Consider the following 16826-nt stretch of genomic DNA (forward strand, 5'->3'; position numbering starts at 1 on the left):
GTATGATATAATCACGTTTAAATATTTATCATACTTTAACACTGTAAATGGGGGAAGTAGAGAGATGAAAAAGATGAAAAAGCTATTGCAGTTACTTGCAATCATTAGTTTTGTTGTATTATTAGCGGCTTGTGGATCTGGGTCAAACGATGATAGCACTGACAGCGGTGAATCTGAGGGAGAAAGCGGATCTGATGATGGGCAAACGTATACTGTCGGTGCCACACAAATTGTAGAACATCCATCTTTGGATAATGCTTATAAAGGATTCCAGGATGCGTTGGAAGATTTAGGATTAGATGTAGAATACGATTTTCAAAGTGCACAAAATGATCAAAACAATGTAAAACCAATTTCGGATGGTTTTGTTGCAGATGGGGTAGATTTAATTTTTGCTAATTCTACACCTAGTGCGCTTGGGGCATTACAAGCTACAAGTGACATTCCGATTATCTTTACATCGGTATCTGATGCAGTTGGATCAGGCTTAGTACCATCCATGGATGAAGCTGGAGAAAACATTACAGGTAATGTGGATTTGCATCCGGATGCAATTCAGGAAACGGTAGCATTCATTGAAGAGTATTTCCCGGATTCTGCGGTTGGAATGGTATATAATGCCGGGGAACAGAACTCTGTATCCCAAGTGGATGCAGTAAAAGAAGCAGCAGAGGGTACGTCACTTACGATTGTTGAGCGTACTGTAGCTAATGCTTCTGAGGTACAACAATCAACAATGACATTAGTGGGAGAAGCAGACGTGATTTACATCATTACGGATAATACAGTTGTATCTGCATTAGATAGTGTAGTTGGGGTTGCAAACGACCAGGACATTCCACTTATCGTTGGGGAACCGGATTCCTTAGCTAAAGGTGGATTCGCGACATTTGGAATAGACTACTACACATTAGGATATCGTGCAGGTGAAATGGCAGCAGATATTTTAACTGGTGAAAAAGCAGTAAGAGAAATCGCTCCGGAATATCCACCGGAAATTCAACTATTCCTTAATAAAGAGGCTGCAGAGGAACAAGGAATTGAGTGGAATACAGAGTGGGACGATACTGCTCAATTTGTTGATAAAGAAGAGTAATGGATATGCCGATAGAGCCAGTTTGATAACTGGCTCTATCGTACTTTATACTTGCGCTATTTACTTCATGAATATTACACGAGAGGAAGGAAATCATGTTTATATCATTATTTGGTGCTGTCGAATCAGGAATTATCTATGCAATCATGGCTTTAGGCGTTTATTTAACCTTTCGTGTTCTGGATTTTCCTGATTTAACGGTAGAAGGTAGTTTTGTGACAGGGGCAGCAGTTGCTGCATTTTCCATTGTTAATGGTATCCCGCCGATTGTTGCAACATTATTAGCAGCAGCTGCAGGTTTTCTTGCCGGCTGTTTAACAGGGATATTGCATACAAAAGGTAAAATAAATTCTTTGCTGGCTGGGATTTTAATGATGACCGCACTTTATTCTATTAATCTACGAATTATGGGACAGCCGACATTGTCTTTATTAAATGAAATAACCTTGTTTAATCAATTGCAAACAATTTGGAATATCATTGCGCTTGATTCCGTGTTTAATGGAATACTTACTGCCGTCGGAATGGAAAGGTTACCTAAAACATGGGCAATTGTAATTGTGATGATTATTGTAACATTTGGTATTAAATATTTAACGGATTACTATTTGAAAACAGAAGTTGGCTTAGCATTACGGGCAATTGGTGATAATAAAAAGATGATTCGCAGCTTGTCTGCCAATACAGATTCACTTATTATTGTCGGAGTTGGTATTTCGAATGCGTTAGTTGCGCTTTCCGGTGGGTTAATTGCTCAATTGGGCGGATTTGCCGATGTAAATATGGGATTAGGAATGATTGTCATTGGTTTGGCCTCCATTATAATCGGGGAAGCATTATTTGGTACGAAAACTGTTGTTCGGGCAACACTTGCTGTGATCCTTGGGGCTGTTATTTACCGTATTATTGTTACATTGGCGCTTCGTGTTGACTTCTTGGAAACAGGAGACATGAAGCTGATTACCGCGGTGATTGTTGTGGCTGCACTTGTTACACCTAAAATTATTCAGTCAAGAAGAGAACAGAAACGCCGTTTGATTAAACGTCAGCAGTTGAAAGTGGGAGGAGATGGCCATGCTTAAACTAAATGATATTTCTGTTACCTTTAATGAAGGTACTCCCGACGAGAAGAAAGCATTAAGGAATATTCAACTGGAACTAAACCAAGGAGACTTCGTAACGGTTATTGGTAGTAATGGTGCTGGTAAGTCCACATTAATGAATATTATTTCCGGGGCACTGATTCCGGATACTGGGGATGTATTTATTAATGAAAAACAAGTTGTCCATTTACCGGAATACAAGCGTTCACAGTTTATTGGGCGTGTGTTTCAGGACCCGATGGCAGGTACGGCGCCATCGATGACCATTGAGGAAAATCTGGCGATGGCTTACTCCCGTAATAAGAAACGAAAACTTAAATTAGGCGTTACGAAACATCGTAAGGAAATGTTTAAGGAATATTTAAAAACTCTTAATCTTGGTTTGGAAGAGCGGCTGACAGCAAAAGTAGGTTTGCTGTCCGGTGGGGAAAGGCAGGCATTATCACTGTTGATGTCTACCTTTACGGAACCTGATATTCTATTATTAGATGAACATACGGCAGCGCTCGATCCTTCCCGTGCACAATTGATTACAAGTCTAACCGATAAAGTTGTAAAAGAATCGGGACTAACGACGTTAATGGTCACCCATAATATGCAGCAGGCGCTGGACCTGGGAAATCGGTTGATTATGATGGATAAAGGGCAAATTATCTTTGATGTCAGTGGGGAGGAAAAGCAGAAACTTTCCATAGAAGATTTATTGCATGAATTCCAACGTATCCGTGGAGAACAATTTGGAGATGACCGTGCTGTATTAACTTAAAAATAGAACAGAGTACAGGAGTTTAATCCATGATTAAACTCCTGTATTTTTACACTGGGAAAGTATAAAAGTGTAGCTAGGAAGTCGATTGTCGCAGCCAAAATTTTAACATCAAATATAAGAAAAATTAATTATCCATGATAGTCATTGCAATCTATTATATGATATGATAATCTTAAATCTATCAATATATTGAATGCAATTTAAAATTAAATACTACATATAGTGTTTTAGTAATGGTGACAGCACAAGTCTTAAAAAGGGAATCCAGTGAAAATCTGGAGCTGCCCCCGCAACTGTAAATGTGTACGAACGAGGAATCCACTGTATCAGGAACTTCACGGTGCTGATATGGGAAGGTCTCTAGTAGGTTAGAAGCATAAGTCAGGATACCTGCCATTTGTTTAAGTTTCATTTCTCCGGGGTGAGAGAAGGTGAAACGATAGATTGACATATACTTTCTGTCGTTTTGAACCGCTCACCCTGTTAAATTGGGATGAGTGTTTTTTCATGCCTATAAAAGCCTGTTACGTATCTAAAAGAAAGTGTCTTTTAGATAAACAGGAAAATAATCTTTAAAACCGAACAGCCTGTATACACTTAGTCACCCATGGTGGCAGTGGACAGAATGAGACCCTGCCACGATTTACCTACGAAAAGAGAAGGTATGCAGGTTGCGGATTAAATAATGAAAAAGCGTTAGAAAGAATAAGGAGGAATTACGTAATGACCAGTGTTGCCATAACCCAAACGGAATTAACGGAAATGATAGAAGAGGTGTCCAAAGGATTATCCATCAACATCGATTCATACATAGACAAAGCATCAACCTATATCAATGACGATATGGATATCGATAAAAAGCTCGATTATTTAATTAAGGTTGCATTGGACCATATTGATGAAGCAGGCCCAGATTGGACATATGCAGCTGCGAGAATGTATTTACAAAAACTGTATCGTCAGGCTGCTGAGAATCGGGGATATGACTTTGAAGTGCAGCATTATGGTTCATTTTATAGGTTGATCCAAGAGTTAACAGAAAAAGGGATCTATTCGTCCCATCTTTTAAACAAATATACAGAAGAGGAAATTAGCTATTTTGGAACAATAATACAGCCGGAAAGGGATTTGCAATTTACGTATTTAGGCATACATACTTTAGCGACCCGATATTTGGCAACCGATTTTGAGAAAAACACGTATGAACTGCCACAGGAGCGCTGGATGGTCATTGCCATGTATTTGATGCAAAATGAAAATGAGAAACAGCGTACGAAATTAGTGGAAGAAGCATATTGGGCATTAAGCAACCTGTACATGACCGTTGCCACACCGACGTTGGCAAACGCCGGGAAAACCCATGGCCAGCTCTCCAGCTGCTTTATTGATACCGTGGATGATAGCCTGCAGTCGATTTATGACAGTAATACAGATATTGCCAATCTATCAAAAAACGGTGGCGGTATTGGTGTCTACATGGGGAAAGTGCGTGCAAGAGGCAGTGATATTAAAGGATTTAAAGGGATGTCCAGTGGTGTTGTTCCGTGGATTAAACAGTTAAATAATACGGCAGTCAGTGTTGATCAATTAGGTACGAGAAAAGGTGCCATTGCTGTTTATTTGGATGTATGGCACCGGGATATTGAGGCGTTTCTGGACTTGAAATTAAATAATGGTGATGATCGAATGCGTGCCCATGATATTTTCACAGGTGTATGCCTTCCAGATTATTTTATGGAGCAGGTAGAAAAACGCGGTGACTGGTATTTGTTTGACCCGCATGAAGTTCGCCAGGTGATGGGGTATTCGTTGGAGGATTATTTTGATGAAGAAAAGGGCAGTGGCAGCTTCAGGGAAAAATACCAGGAATGTATAGAAGCGAATCTTACATCAACAAAGAGAGTGCCGGCCATTGAAATCATGAAACGGATTATGAAATCACAGCTCGAATCCGGAACTCCGTTTATGTTTTACCGGGATGAGGTAAACCGAACAAATACGAATCAGCATGCAGGTATTATTTACTGCTCTAATTTATGTACGGAAATTACACAAAATCAGTCGCCAACCGAATTAATAGAAGAATTTGTGGAAGCGGAGCAGACGATTGTGAAAAAATACAAGGCAGGAGATTATGTCGTTTGTAATCTGAGCTCCATTAATCTTGGAAAGGCTGTTGTGGATGGTGTGCTCTCACGTCTTATTCCTATACAGGTTCGCATGCTGGATAATGTGATTGACATTAATACCCTGCCAATTAAACAGGCGGAGCTGACAAATAAAAAATATCGTGCAATCGGTCTTGGAACGTTTGGCTGGCATCATTTACTGGCGGTAAAAGGAATGAAATGGGAAACAGAAGAAGCCGTTCAATATGCAGATCAATTATATGAAAAAATCGCCTATTTAACGATTAAAAGCAGTATGGAATTAAGTGAAGAAAAAGGGCATTATCCGATGTTTAACGGTAGTAAATGGAGTACGGGAATGTATTTTGAAGAAAAGGAATATACCGATGAAAAGTGGACTGCTTTAAAGGAAGAGGTAAAGGAAAAAGGCATGCGCAATGCTTACCTTATGGCGGTGGCACCGAATTCGACTACAGCTATGATTGCAGGATCGACCGCGAGTATTGATCCAATTTTCAAGCCGTTTTACTATGAGGAAAAAAAGGATTTTAAAATTCCAGTAACTGCACCAAATATAGACCACCATACGTATGATATTTATCGTCGTTCCGCATATATTGTTGATCAGCGCTGGTCGGTTAGGCAAAATGCTGCAAGGCAGAAACATATTGACCAAAGCATATCATTTAATTTTTACGTACCAAATACGATTCGTGCGTCTGTATTGTTAGATTTACATCTGCAAGCATGGCGTGAAGGTTTGAAAACAACTTATTATGTTCGTTCTACTTCTAACGATGTGGAAGAATGTGAGTGGTGTCAAAGTTGAAATCAGTTATTGCGTATTTATCATATAGCGGCAATACGAAAGAAGTGGCAGAGTTCATAGAAGAAAAATTAATATATGAAGGTGTAAAAGTCGATATACATCGCATTGGTATTGATATGCCAATCCATCCCGAGGAATATGACTATGTTTTTCTAGGAACGTTCACATGGGATAGGGGAAGTACACCAGATGAGGTGAAGGATTTCGTTCTGGAAATTGGCTATAAACCGGATAATATGGCTGTGTTTGGAACAGGAGATACACAGTTTGGCGGGGATGAGTTGTTTTGCAGAGCCGTTGATAAACTTGTCCATTTTTACAATAGCCAATGGCCGGGGTTAAAAGTGGAACAATCCCCACGAGGGAGTCAGGAAGCAATGATTGGAAAATGGGTGGAAGGAGTGCTGCAGGATGCAAAAAGTTATGCTTAAAAAAGCGAAAACATTAGAACCATTAAACCCGAATAAGTCTACTGCATTATTCGGTGGTCAATCGAGTGGAATATTAAATTGGAATGATATTGCTTATCCGCATTGGTATAAAATGTATAAGCGTCTTGTCGGCAATTATTGGCAGGCAGATGAAGTGAATATGTCGAACGATGTCAAAGGATTTCCGCAACTAACGGAAGAGGAGCAGGAAGCCTATTTAAAGATAATCGGTTTACTATCTACATTAGATGCACCACAAACAAGAACAGCATTGCTCCTTTCCTTATATGCGACAGACCCTGCTGTTCAATCGATTATGGCCGTCATTGCCCAGCAGGAGGCCGTTCATAATGAAAGTTATTCCTATGTATTATCATCTGTCGTATCCCTGGAAGACCAAAAACGGGCATTTGAGCTCGGAAGAAAGGATCCGGTCCTGCTAAAGCGAAATGAGAGTTTGATGGCACAGTATAATGCTTTTGTGGAAGAGCCAACCATCGAGAACATTTTAAAAACACTCGTTTATACATCATTGCTTGAAGGAATGTTTTTCTATTCCGGTTTTGCTTTCTTTTATCATTTGGCAAGAGATAATAAAATGGTCGGCACGTCGACAATGATAAGCTATATTAATCGGGATGAGCTAGAGCATGGCCGATTTATTGCGGAATTATTTCGAGCAGCATTAGCAGAAAATCCGGAATACAATAATGAAGATTTTACCAATTGGGTTTATACTCATTTTCAGGAATCGGCTGAACTGGAAATCGAATGGTCTAACTATGTATTAAAAGATGTGGAAGGTCTTGATTTAGACGAGATGGCCGGATATATTAAATACCGGGCAAATAAGATGCTTCGAATGATGGGACTAAGCGAATTGTACCCAGAGCATACAGATAACCCAATGAAATGGATTCGTGCCTATGCAGATAATTTTGACGGAACGAAGACCGACTTTTTTGAACAGAAATCAAGACAATATACGAAAACAAGTGATCTGAATGGGTTTGATGATTTGTAAGAAGTGAATGTCAAGTATGTTGCGGGAATGAGCAGAGAGAACCTCCCCGAGAAAAGGATCCTACCGGTTTTGCTCATACCCCGCCATTCTTTTTCATAGCATAGTAGCAGCAATAATAATTTCTTAGTGCTATACTGAAGAAAAGGGGGAGGTTGTTATGTCAGAGAAAGAAGAAGTATTGAAATTAATCAAAGATTTACCGGATGACGTATCATTGGAAGAAATGATGCGAGAGTTATATATTTACATAAAGTTTCAACAGGGTGTAAGGGAATTAAATGAAAATAGCACAAGTAAGAATTCGATAAAAATGGAACTGGGGAAATGGTTCCATTAAATAAGAAATCTGTCCTCACTTTATTGTAGTCCATATATTTAGGTGAAAAAAAACGGAATGAATAAGTTAAGTAGCATACCATATCGCTGGGATTGGTATGCTATTTATCGTTGATATAGTACTGGTGATGTAAGAGAGCATCAATTTTAGGTTTGTAATTACCACAACAATTAACAGATGTTAGTGGGGCTATAGTTGATATGTAATTTACATTGCTAATTAAAACTCTAATTAGGGATTTTTGGGATTTTAGGATAAGCCTAAATATAGTTAAACGGTTGTGAAGTTATGCACTTAGACTAACTGGCAGATTTGAAATATTAAATCGCTTTTTGATATATGTTTAAAGTAACGTTGGATGATATAATAAAATAAACTATTCATGGAAGAGGTGACCGATAACATGAATACAGCCAAGGAACGTTTACTTAAAATTATCGATGAAATACCTGAGCAAGAAGTGGATAAAATTTTAGATTTTGCTGAGTACTTAAAGACTAAACAAGAAAAGAGATTATCTGATGATTTAACAAAGGCAAGTGAAAGCAGTTTGGATTTTTGGGATAATGATATCGATGATGAGGTTTGGAATAATGTATAAGCAAGGTGACATTGTATTAATACCAATTCCATTTAGTGATTTAACAAATTCAAAACAACGTCCTGTCCTAGTAATTTCAAGAGATTGTTACAACAAAATGACAGAAGATATCGTTGTTGCAGCCATCACATCAAAATTAAGAAATCTGGATTATTCAGTAATCATTGATTCCAAAGATTTAACAGAGGGTGAACTTAAAGTTAGATCAGAAATCAGAGCAGATAAAATATACACACTTTCTAAAGAGATTATCAGGAAAAAATTTGGACAAGTTAACATCGAAGTCTTGGACAGTGTTCGGACAAAAGTTAATAATCTAATAAAATAACTTATGTAAGAGGGCTGGATAACAGTCCTTTTTTATATATGTGGAATTTTTGAATACATGTTTAAGGTTTCTACTTAAAGTAACGAGGCAATTCTTCATTAAGAGGAATCGCTTCTTGTGCAAAATAGCAGGTTTGTATAGGAGGTATCAATTTAATGAATGAACAATATAGCCTAAAAGGGGGATTAAAATGGGTAATGATAAAGAAACTCCTGAAATAAGAAGAGAAAAAATCAGACAAGAAGAATTAAAAAAACCTTCTAGTAGTATTCATGGGAGCAATCTTGCGGATTTAGTGGGCAGTTTAGGTTGGAAAGGCACTGGAATACTTATTCTCGTAATAATTATTGGCGGTATTTATTTTTTATTGAAATTTAATCCACCATTGGAGATTGGTACTATTGCTTCAAGTGAAAATAATAAATCAGTGGTTATTGGTATTGGTAACAATGGCTTTCGTGAAATAAAATTATTAGATGTTTCGGAAAATATAAATGAAAAGCCTTTAGAAACAAGATTACAAGTTAGTAATGCGTTACAAGGTTTTATCATAACGGATGATTATAACAGTGAAGAAGCGAAAGAATATGGTTTTACTAAAATAGCTGAGATAGCTATAAAAACAAGCACTAGATCAGATGATGAAACTGCTTCAGAAGATGATGAAATTTATGGGGTTAGTGTCATTCATCATGAAGCAATAAATAATGTTCATATAGAATACAGTCATTTTGGAATGACATTTAATGATACTGTGTATTTAAACAATTAGTGATATATATAGGAGGTTTTAAAAGACCCTCAGCTATTAAATAACTTATTAAAGTAAAGGTTGTAAAACAAAAAATCTTTTGTGGGGTTAAATGAAAATTTTAATACCTATTGTTTAGGTTTTGTTATAAATTTATTGTGTTTTTATTTAGATAATGGATATTTAACTAAAGGTTTGTCAAACAAGGAAGTACTTGAAACTTTAAATATTAAAATAACGTCAATAAATTAAAGGGGGGAGAAAAGTGGGAAAAATTGGCTTTCCTGTTTTATTTGTTTTTATTTTGTTTATCTCTAATGGCTGTAAAAGTGTAAGTCCAAAAATAACCGAAGCAGAAGCAGAATCAATTGTTATTGAACAACACTCTGGAGATATAGGAGAAGTTAAAATAATCTCAGTGAATCACAAATGGGGTAAGTATATCGTTGAATGGGAAAACTATGATAACTGTGAGAGTGGGATGGAACATATTGATGACCAGAATGGTAAGATAATCAAAAGGAGAAGTGACAATTTTTTAATTTAAAAAGGGTTTAATTCAATATAATAAGGGAACTTTTATGAATAACTTTATTCTATATTGGAGGATATTTTTCATAGTAGCGTTAGTAGTACTTTTGTTGATGAACGTTATAAGTCAATTCATCTTTCTTTCATTTCTATCAGGAATTATAATCTTTTCTGGAATCCCTTGGCTATATACTAAGATAAAGGAAAAATAGCATCATATTATTTTTATTAAGTGATGGGATCTTTAGTTCAACAAACGATATCATTCAAAGCAAAAAACGCTTGGATTTCCAAGCGCTTTACGTGTTAAAACAAGTCTTAAAATGGTTGTTAAAGATACTGTAAAACCACGTGCTTTAAATGTTTCTCCATGGTAAGTGAAACTACTTATCCTCAAAGGGACAGCTTTTCTATTGAAAATAATTAACTAAACCATTTGTAATAGACTGGGCTACCTTATTTTGATAATCAGCGGTCTTTACAATACTTGTATCATATGGATTCGTAATAAATCCAAGTTCTATTAAAATAGCAGGAGCTGCTGTATTTCGAAGCACGTGAAAGTTTTCCTGTTCGATGCCGCGATTTCGCAAGGTTACCGTGGATAAGAGCGTATTATGAACATCTTGGGCTAATTCTCTCCCAGCAGTACCGTAATAATACGTGTTAATACCTTGAGCGGATAGAATAGGAAATGAATTATAATGTAAACTTATAAATGCGTCCGTTTGTTGTCCATTACTAATACGTGAACGTTCCTCCAGGGACACATAATAATCTCCTGTTCTGGTCATCGTAACGGTTGCTCCTGCGTTGCTTAGCTGCTGTGCAACTTTATCCGCAGTGGAAGTAATTAAGTCTTTTTCATAGACTCCACTAAATCCGATTGCTCCTGGATCATTTCCGCCGTGTCCGGGGTCAATCACGATATGATAACCCGCTAATGAACTATTGGTAGACGTTGGAGTATTTCCTTCTGTCTCTTCTCCGGTTTTATTAGTACTATCCTCTGCATTATTGTTCGTTGTATCTTTACTTGTTAACCAGGAAGCAATCCATCCTGTGTTACCATTTGAAAAAGAGATTTGATGCCAATCTTCCTCTGTTTGAACAAGATTATATGTTTCCCCTGTTGTTACTGATCCGATAATGGAGTAGCTTTCCCCAGGGCCAGAGCGGATATTTACTCCCTCTGCTGTCACGGTAATCGTTTCCGAGGATAATACAGTCGTATTGGTTTGTTTATGTAGTGGAATGAGGTAGTGTTTCGCAACCCAGGCCTCTTTTCCGCCATAATACGTTTGAACCCATCCATATTTTTCCTGGAATGTCTTTAATTGATTTCCTTTCGTTAATATTCCTAATATATCAGCATTTGCTGAAGGACCACTTCTAACATTAAGAACGGTTGTACTAACTTCATAGGTTTGTCCATTTTCTGCGTGTCCTGTTACAGGGACGAGTAAAAGTAAGAGTGAGAATCCTAGTGTGATTAAGCTACGTATAGACTTCATGGTAGCCTCCTTTGTTGTATGGAATATATTTACTATTAATCTTATTATGTAATGAGCTAATAGACAAGTAAAAATTTAATAGAAAACTAACACCTTTGCCAAAGAACGTGCGAGGTATTAGTTTTCTCATGTTTTCGGAGGCTTATTAAATAGGATATCTATTTTAATTAATCTAGTAATCTTGTATTATTGCTCCAATAAGACGGAAGCTGCCTTTAGCGCTTTATGGTCATTAATAATTTGTCCCGGTTTGCTTGCTTTTCCAATGACATAACCCTCAAAGGACATTCCGTAAAACTGACATATATAATTAAACTGCTCAATGAGTGGTAGACCTTTAATCGTTGGATTATCTCCGCCAACTGCAATGACGTATACTTTCTTTTTCTTTAATTCTTCTCTGAAATGTGGATATTCCTCGTCGCGTAAAATTTGTGACCACCGATCAATAAAAATTTTCATCGGTCCCGACATGCTATACCAATAAATGGGGGTGGAGAATACGATAGTATCATGCTCCATCATTTTATTAATCAATTTCTTGTGATCGTCGTGAACTTCACGAAACCCATTTTCCGTGTGACGTTCATCAATAATCGGCTGGATGAAGTAATCCCTTAAATAAATATGTGTTCCTTTCTCCTTAGGAACAGCCTGGTAGGTTAAGTATTCCGTATTTCCGTTCACTCTTGTTGACCCATGAATAACCGCTACTTTCATTTAATATCCTCCCTGAATGTAATGATAAAGAAAATAACAGAGAACCCTGAAAATAAACCATATTCTCTGCAGGAATTTAAGTTGATTTAAAGAAAATCCAATCGTGTAATGATGGCAGATATTAAATATATATGAAGAGGAACCAAAAACATGTAAATTATTAAAGGCTGTTTTCTAAAAGACTGTTGTTTTTATGAAAATAGCCGAGTGATATAGCTGAGAACACTCGTGGCTTTAGTCATGAGAGGTTCAGTATGCACTATCCACTGCTGCTTCATTTTGCTCCGTTCGCTTTTGCTGGTTAAACAAAAAGAAAAAGACGCTAATTAATACGATTAACCCACCAACGATTTGCATGCTTGTTAATTTTTCCCCAAGTAATAAGAAAGCTAATGCACTTGCACCAACTGGTTCTCCAAGGATGCTCATGGAAATCGTCGTTGCATTAACGTAGTTTAATAGCCAATTGTTGATGACGTGAGAAATGGTTGGCACGACAGCGAGCAGCAGGAAAATCCCCCATTCCTTTGCATCATATCCACCGAATGCAACACCAGTTCCAACATTAAATATTGTCAGGAAAATAGCGGCAATCGTAAATACTAGAAAACTGTAAATCCAGTGTGATACTTTCTTTACGACACTTTGACCAATTAATAAATACCCAACAACGGCAATGACGCTTAAGAAGGAAAGAATATCACCAATAATGGCCATCGTACTTAATGCAAAATCGCCCCATCCAATCAAGACTACTCCAACTACTGCAATTCCCATCGTTAACAGGGCTGAAGTGTTCGTTCTTTCTTTATACAGTAAGAATCCACCAATTACAGCTATCACCGGCTGTAATGCAAGAATAATGGTGGAACTGGCTACAGTAGTTAGTTTTAATGAACCAAACCATAGGGCAAAATGCAATCCTAAAAAGGCCCCTGAAAAAAGTAACAGGTTCCAGTCCCTTTTTGTGATTTTTTTGAAATCCCCTCGATATCTCCAGACAATTGGCAGCATCAATAAGGCTGCAATCCACATACGATACATGCTGGAAATCGTCGCTGGGGATTCCGACCATTTCACAAATATCGCTGAAAAAGAAATGGCGATGATCGAAATAATTAATGGTAAGCTAATCGATTTAGAAGTTCCCCCACTGTTCAACTGTCTTCCCCCCTGTCCATATATAATTTAAAATTATATCGAATGTGTTCAGAGGATACAATCGAGTTCATTTAAAATAATATAAGTTTAGAAAATCAGCACTAATTGTGTATTTATGCACATAATTACTTCCCGGTAAAAAATAAATTCATATAAAATTTTTAGTACTCATCTTGCTTAAGTTCACATTTTGTTCAAATATTTGTTAACTAATTGTGAACTAATGAGCAAATGTATTTTAAAAAGGAAAAAACATGTTATTATAAAAATGTACTAAGGAACACCAAACACAATATTGTGAAATAGTGAACATGAAATAAATATTATCAAATAAAAGGAGTTGGTTTTTATGATGATGGAATTTATTCGGAACAATAAAGTAGTGGCAGGAATATTAACAGTAATAAGAGTGTATTTAGGGTATACCTGGTTAATGGGTGGCCTGGGCAAAGTAACAGGTGGAACATTTGATGCAAGTGGATTTATTCAAGGAGCTATTGCAGGTGCAGGCGGGGATCATCCTACCGTACAAGGCTGGTGGGCAGCTTTTTTAGAGACTTTCGCATTACCAAATGCCCAGGTTTTCAGCTTCCTGGTTATGTGGGGCGAAGTATTAGTAGGTTTAGCACTTATTTTAGGTATCTTCACTAACTTTGCAGCACTGATGGGAATCACGATGAATTTCGCATTTCTATTCAGTGGAACAGTAAGCACAAACGCCCAAATGGTATTAATGACCGTATTCATCCTTGTAGCAGGATATAACGCAGGACGTTACGGATTAGACAGATGGGTCATCCCATTCTTGATAAACCATACACCAATTGTCAAAGATAAAGGGGAAAAAGAAGCAGTAGCAGTATAAATTTATACAAAGAAGGCCGACTTAACAGACTTATTATAATATGAAAATGGTTCCGAACATCGCTTTAGATGATTGGAACCATTTTTCGTGAATCGTTGTTATTATCTATTGTCTGAATTGCATTCATGGCGGTGCACTACCTTAAGTTTACCTTCCTTTTACTGACTAAATAGTAAAACACTAAATAAGAGGGATACGTTTTCGCTTCACGACGACCTCCTTGTAGTTTAATACACCCCCCATAGCCTAAAGCCAGCGATGATAGATTAGAAGTTTTAGATGCCCGAATGAGCTCAGGAATCAATCAAAAAGTCACGTAGAAAGGATCTAGGTTTTCGAATGAGCCTAGGAATCAATCAAAAGGTCACGTAAAAAGGCTCTATCCTTCTTTATTATGTTTAAACCTGTTAGAAATGGTGAAAAATGTTAAAAACAAATATTATGGAGGGAATATGTATGAAAAGACTATTTGTTATGATGTTTATTGCCCCCGTGATTTTGATGGCATGTAGTAATCAGGACACACTAGAAAATAAACAGGATGAGCAAAGTGCAGAATCCCATGATGAAGAGCATCAGGAAGTGAATGCTATGATAGAATCGGATGTCCTAGTTGACTTGAAAAACGCAGACGGACAAGTTGTTGCTACTGCATCCCTAGTGGAGACGGAGGACACAGGAGTTAACATTGCTATAAAAGGAGAAAATTTACCCCCTGGTGCCCATGGTTTCCATATTCACGAAAATGGTTCATGTGAAGCACCGGATTTTGAGTCTGCTGGAGGACACTTTAATCCAACAGGAGATAATCACGGTTTTGATGACCCAGATGGTAGACATGCTGGAGACTTGGAAAATTTAAAAGTAGCAGAAAACGGCAAAATCTATACTGAAGTAAGAGCGGATATGGTAACACTGGAAAAAGGAAAAGAAAATTCTCTGCTTAATGAAGATGGCACGTCACTAGTTATTCATGCCGAGGCAGATGATTATAAATCACAGCCTTCAGGTAATGCTGGAGAACGAATTGCCTGTGGAGTAATTGAATAGCTTATTCGTAAATTAAAAAGCAATGCTCTTCTAATGAGCATTGCTTTTTATTGATTATATAATTCTGAATAATCGTAAATTCGACTACCAAAATGGCGGGGTATCATGTATAATAAATAGCAAACCATATTGAACATTTATAAATTCGGCGTTCGTCATGCTTGAACATCCTCTTATACTTGGGACGTTAAAATTTTAGCTGGGTTAATCTACTGTTTGGCTAAAATTTATATTTCCCTGGTACCGTGAAAAATGATGCAAATTGAAAGGGCAGTTAATTTTCCTTTTAGGAAGGTGGCTGCCCGTTCATACGTCGAATATTTCGAAACTCGAAGGAAAGAAAGGGAGACGAAGATGGAAACTATATCAAGCGTACATCCTGAATCAAAAGAGGATAGAATCTGGACAAAGGATTTCCTCTTAGTTTGTATGGCCAATTTTTTCGTATTTTTAGGTTTTCAAATGACATTACCAACCATTCCGCTGTTTGTAAAGGAGCTGGGTGGTGGGGACCAGCTGGTTGGCGCTGTTGTCGGGATATTTACGTTTTCTGCCTTGTTATTCCGTCCGTATGCCGGGCATGCCCTTGAATCCAAAGGCAGGGGATTTGTTTATCTTATCGGATTGTCTATTTTTGTTTTATCGGTAGGATCCTACGCTTTTGTTGTAGGCATTGTCCTATTATTTTTACTTCGAATCGTACAGGGAATTGGCTGGGGGTTTTCGACAACAGCGGGTGGTACGATTGCAACGGATATCATCCCACCGAAACGCCGCGGGGAAGGGTTAGGTTATTTTGGGTTATCCGGTAGTATTGCCCTTGCATTTGGACCATCTCTAGGTTTAGCACTTGTAGGGATCATATCATTCACTCAGCTGTTTTTACTTTGTGCAGCACTTGGATTTGTTTCTCTTCTGCTTGCCTCGAAAATTCACTATAAAAAAGTGGACCAGTCAGAACAAAAAACGACTGCGCTTAAGCTGGATATATTTGAAAAAACGGCATTAGAGCCTTCCATTCTATTATTTTTTATTACAGTAACATTTGGGGGGATTGCTACGTTTTTGCCCTTACATACATTGGAAAAAGGCATAGAGGGAATTCAGCTGTATTTTCTTTTCTTTGCTATTTTCTTAATGATATCGAGAGCCTTCGCCGGAAAACTTTATGATCGAAAAGGTCATCTTTATGTATTTTTGCCTGGTACCATTCTTATTTTCCTTGCCATGCTGTTATTAGCCTGGCTTCCAAACACGATGGTACTTTTCATTGCTGCCTCCCTTTATGGGCTGGGCTTTGGTGGGGTTCAGCCCGCTCTGCAGGCATGGGCTGTGGAAAATGCAAACACCAAACGAAAAGGGATGGCCAATGCAACGTTTTTCTCCTTTTTTGACCTGGGCATTGGATGTGGAGCGATTCTCTTCGGGTTAATTGCTGTATTTGGATATGGAATGATTTACCTTACAGCAGCAGTTTCTGTGCTATTATCCATGGTGTTATACATTTATCTTTATATACGGGCAAAGAGAATGGTAAACTAGAAAGTAGTTGTTTCATAAGTTTTGTTGATTTTTAGTCCTTTACCA

Annotated in this window: 17 protein-coding genes and 1 riboswitch; of the genes, 14 read left to right on the forward strand and 3 right to left on the reverse strand. The window is 37.6% G+C overall.

Translation table 11 applies throughout. From position 1 onward, the window contains the following. Positions 1 to 73 precede the first annotated feature (73 nt). The 11 genes from GMJ66_RS09615 (at position 74) to GMJ66_RS09665 (ending at position 9945) form a co-directional block, all read left to right on the forward strand. The gene (locus GMJ66_RS09615) at positions 74 to 1096 is read left to right on the forward strand and encodes an ABC transporter substrate-binding protein (RefSeq protein ID WP_156290204.1); all 1023 of its coding nucleotides are present in this window, start codon (positions 74 to 76) and stop codon (positions 1094 to 1096) included. Between the two features lie 95 nt (positions 1097 to 1191). Further along, positions 1192 to 2178, forward strand: coding sequence for an ABC transporter permease (locus GMJ66_RS09620; protein ID WP_156290109.1), 987 nt, complete (start codon positions 1192 to 1194; stop codon positions 2176 to 2178). Then, positions 2171 to 2965, forward strand: a complete 795-nt coding sequence (locus GMJ66_RS09625) for an ABC transporter ATP-binding protein (protein ID WP_156290110.1) — start codon at positions 2171 to 2173, stop codon at positions 2963 to 2965. The genes GMJ66_RS09620 and GMJ66_RS09625 overlap by 8 nt, the downstream gene beginning before the upstream one ends. A 220-nt stretch (positions 2966 to 3185) precedes the next feature. Continuing rightward, positions 3186 to 3380, forward strand: a riboswitch (cobalamin riboswitch). A gap of 311 nt (positions 3381 to 3691) precedes the next feature. Then, positions 3692 to 5926, forward strand: a complete 2235-nt coding sequence (locus tag GMJ66_RS09630; RefSeq protein ID WP_156290111.1) for a ribonucleoside-diphosphate reductase subunit alpha — start codon at positions 3692 to 3694, stop codon at positions 5924 to 5926. Further along, complete coding sequence (locus tag GMJ66_RS09635; RefSeq protein ID WP_156290112.1) at positions 5911 to 6357, forward strand: flavodoxin; 447 nt, start codon at positions 5911 to 5913, stop codon at positions 6355 to 6357. Before GMJ66_RS09630 ends, GMJ66_RS09635 begins: the two co-directional genes overlap by 16 nt. Further along, a complete protein-coding gene (locus GMJ66_RS09640) occupies positions 6338 to 7381 on the forward strand; it encodes a ribonucleotide-diphosphate reductase subunit beta (RefSeq protein WP_156290113.1) in 1044 nt (347 codons plus the stop codon). Before GMJ66_RS09635 ends, GMJ66_RS09640 begins: the two co-directional genes overlap by 20 nt. 157 nt (positions 7382 to 7538) lie before the next feature. Then, positions 7539 to 7718, forward strand: coding sequence for a hypothetical protein (locus GMJ66_RS09645; RefSeq protein WP_156290114.1), 180 nt, complete (start codon positions 7539 to 7541; stop codon positions 7716 to 7718). A gap of 403 nt (positions 7719 to 8121) precedes the next feature. Beyond that, a complete protein-coding gene (locus GMJ66_RS09650; RefSeq protein WP_156290115.1) occupies positions 8122 to 8319 on the forward strand; it encodes a DUF2281 domain-containing protein in 198 nt (65 codons plus the stop codon). After that, on the forward strand, positions 8312 to 8647 hold the full coding sequence (locus GMJ66_RS09655; protein ID WP_156290116.1) for a type II toxin-antitoxin system PemK/MazF family toxin: 336 nt from the start codon (positions 8312 to 8314) through the stop codon (positions 8645 to 8647). The genes GMJ66_RS09650 and GMJ66_RS09655 overlap by 8 nt, the downstream gene beginning before the upstream one ends. Positions 8648 to 8837: 190 nt before the next feature. Further along, positions 8838 to 9419, forward strand: a complete 582-nt coding sequence (locus tag GMJ66_RS21050) for a DUF6366 family protein (protein WP_331279677.1) — start codon at positions 8838 to 8840, stop codon at positions 9417 to 9419. A 244-nt stretch (positions 9420 to 9663) separates the two neighbouring features. Beyond that, positions 9664 to 9945 (forward strand): PepSY domain-containing protein, encoded by a 282-nt coding sequence (locus GMJ66_RS09665; RefSeq protein ID WP_156290117.1) that lies wholly within the window; start codon positions 9664 to 9666, stop codon positions 9943 to 9945. A 394-nt stretch (positions 9946 to 10339) separates the two neighbouring features. Here GMJ66_RS09665 and GMJ66_RS09670 read toward each other — a convergent pair whose 3' ends face one another. The 3 genes from GMJ66_RS09670 to GMJ66_RS09680 all read right to left on the reverse strand — a co-directional run bounded on the left by GMJ66_RS09670 (position 10340) and on the right by GMJ66_RS09680 (position 13324). Next, positions 10340 to 11443, reverse strand: coding sequence for an N-acetylmuramoyl-L-alanine amidase (locus GMJ66_RS09670; RefSeq protein ID WP_156290118.1), 1104 nt, complete (start codon positions 11441 to 11443; stop codon positions 10340 to 10342). A 186-nt stretch (positions 11444 to 11629) separates the two neighbouring features. Then, positions 11630 to 12163, reverse strand: a complete 534-nt coding sequence (locus tag GMJ66_RS09675) for a flavodoxin family protein (RefSeq protein ID WP_156290119.1) — start codon at positions 12161 to 12163, stop codon at positions 11630 to 11632. A 249-nt stretch (positions 12164 to 12412) separates the two neighbouring features. Continuing rightward, entirely contained in the window at positions 12413 to 13324 is a 912-nt protein-coding gene (locus GMJ66_RS09680) for a DMT family transporter (protein WP_156290120.1), read from the reverse strand. 349 nt (positions 13325 to 13673) lie between these two features. On the opposite strand from GMJ66_RS09680, the gene GMJ66_RS09685 reads away from it, so the two are divergent. From GMJ66_RS09685 to GMJ66_RS09695, 3 genes are all read left to right on the forward strand, one after another. Then, positions 13674 to 14189, forward strand: coding sequence for a DoxX family protein (locus GMJ66_RS09685; RefSeq protein WP_156290121.1), 516 nt, complete (start codon positions 13674 to 13676; stop codon positions 14187 to 14189). Between the two features lie 456 nt (positions 14190 to 14645). Next, positions 14646 to 15239, forward strand: a complete 594-nt coding sequence (locus GMJ66_RS09690; RefSeq protein WP_156290122.1) for a superoxide dismutase family protein — start codon at positions 14646 to 14648, stop codon at positions 15237 to 15239. A 354-nt stretch (positions 15240 to 15593) separates the two neighbouring features. Further along, positions 15594 to 16781 carry an MFS transporter gene (locus GMJ66_RS09695; RefSeq protein ID WP_156290123.1) on the forward strand — a complete coding sequence of 396 codons (1188 nt, stop codon included), beginning with the start codon at positions 15594 to 15596 and terminating at the stop codon, positions 16779 to 16781. The last annotated feature ends 45 nt before the right edge of the window (positions 16782 to 16826 follow it).

The sequence above is a fragment of the Oceanobacillus salinisoli genome, assembly GCF_009733865.1.
In the GTDB taxonomy this organism is placed as follows: Bacteria; Bacillota; Bacilli; order Bacillales; family Amphibacillaceae; genus Oceanobacillus; species Oceanobacillus salinisoli.

Coding starts and splice junctions, on each gene's coding strand:
- GMJ66_RS09615 (WP_156290204.1), top strand. CDS start 74: ATGAAAAAGCTATTGCAGTTACTTGCAATCATTAGTTTTGTTGTATTA.
- GMJ66_RS09620 (WP_156290109.1), top strand. CDS start 1,192: ATGTTTATATCATTATTTGGTGCTGTCGAATCAGGAATTATCTATGCA.
- GMJ66_RS09625 (WP_156290110.1), top strand. CDS start 2,171: ATGCTTAAACTAAATGATATTTCTGTTACCTTTAATGAAGGTACTCCC.
- GMJ66_RS09630 (WP_156290111.1), top strand. CDS start 3,692: ATGACCAGTGTTGCCATAACCCAAACGGAATTAACGGAAATGATAGAA.
- GMJ66_RS09640 (WP_156290113.1), top strand. CDS start 6,338: ATGCAAAAAGTTATGCTTAAAAAAGCGAAAACATTAGAACCATTAAAC.
- GMJ66_RS09645 (WP_156290114.1), top strand. CDS start 7,539: ATGTCAGAGAAAGAAGAAGTATTGAAATTAATCAAAGATTTACCGGAT.
- GMJ66_RS09650 (WP_156290115.1), top strand. CDS start 8,122: ATGAATACAGCCAAGGAACGTTTACTTAAAATTATCGATGAAATACCT.
- GMJ66_RS09655 (WP_156290116.1), top strand. CDS start 8,312: ATGTATAAGCAAGGTGACATTGTATTAATACCAATTCCATTTAGTGAT.
- GMJ66_RS21050 (WP_331279677.1), top strand. CDS start 8,838: ATGGGTAATGATAAAGAAACTCCTGAAATAAGAAGAGAAAAAATCAGA.
- GMJ66_RS09670 (WP_156290118.1), bottom strand. CDS start 11,443: ATGAAGTCTATACGTAGCTTAATCACACTAGGATTCTCACTCTTACTT.
- GMJ66_RS09675 (WP_156290119.1), bottom strand. CDS start 12,163: ATGAAAGTAGCGGTTATTCATGGGTCAACAAGAGTGAACGGAAATACG.
- GMJ66_RS09685 (WP_156290121.1), top strand. CDS start 13,674: ATGATGATGGAATTTATTCGGAACAATAAAGTAGTGGCAGGAATATTA.
- GMJ66_RS09690 (WP_156290122.1), top strand. CDS start 14,646: ATGAAAAGACTATTTGTTATGATGTTTATTGCCCCCGTGATTTTGATG.
- GMJ66_RS09695 (WP_156290123.1), top strand. CDS start 15,594: ATGGAAACTATATCAAGCGTACATCCTGAATCAAAAGAGGATAGAATC.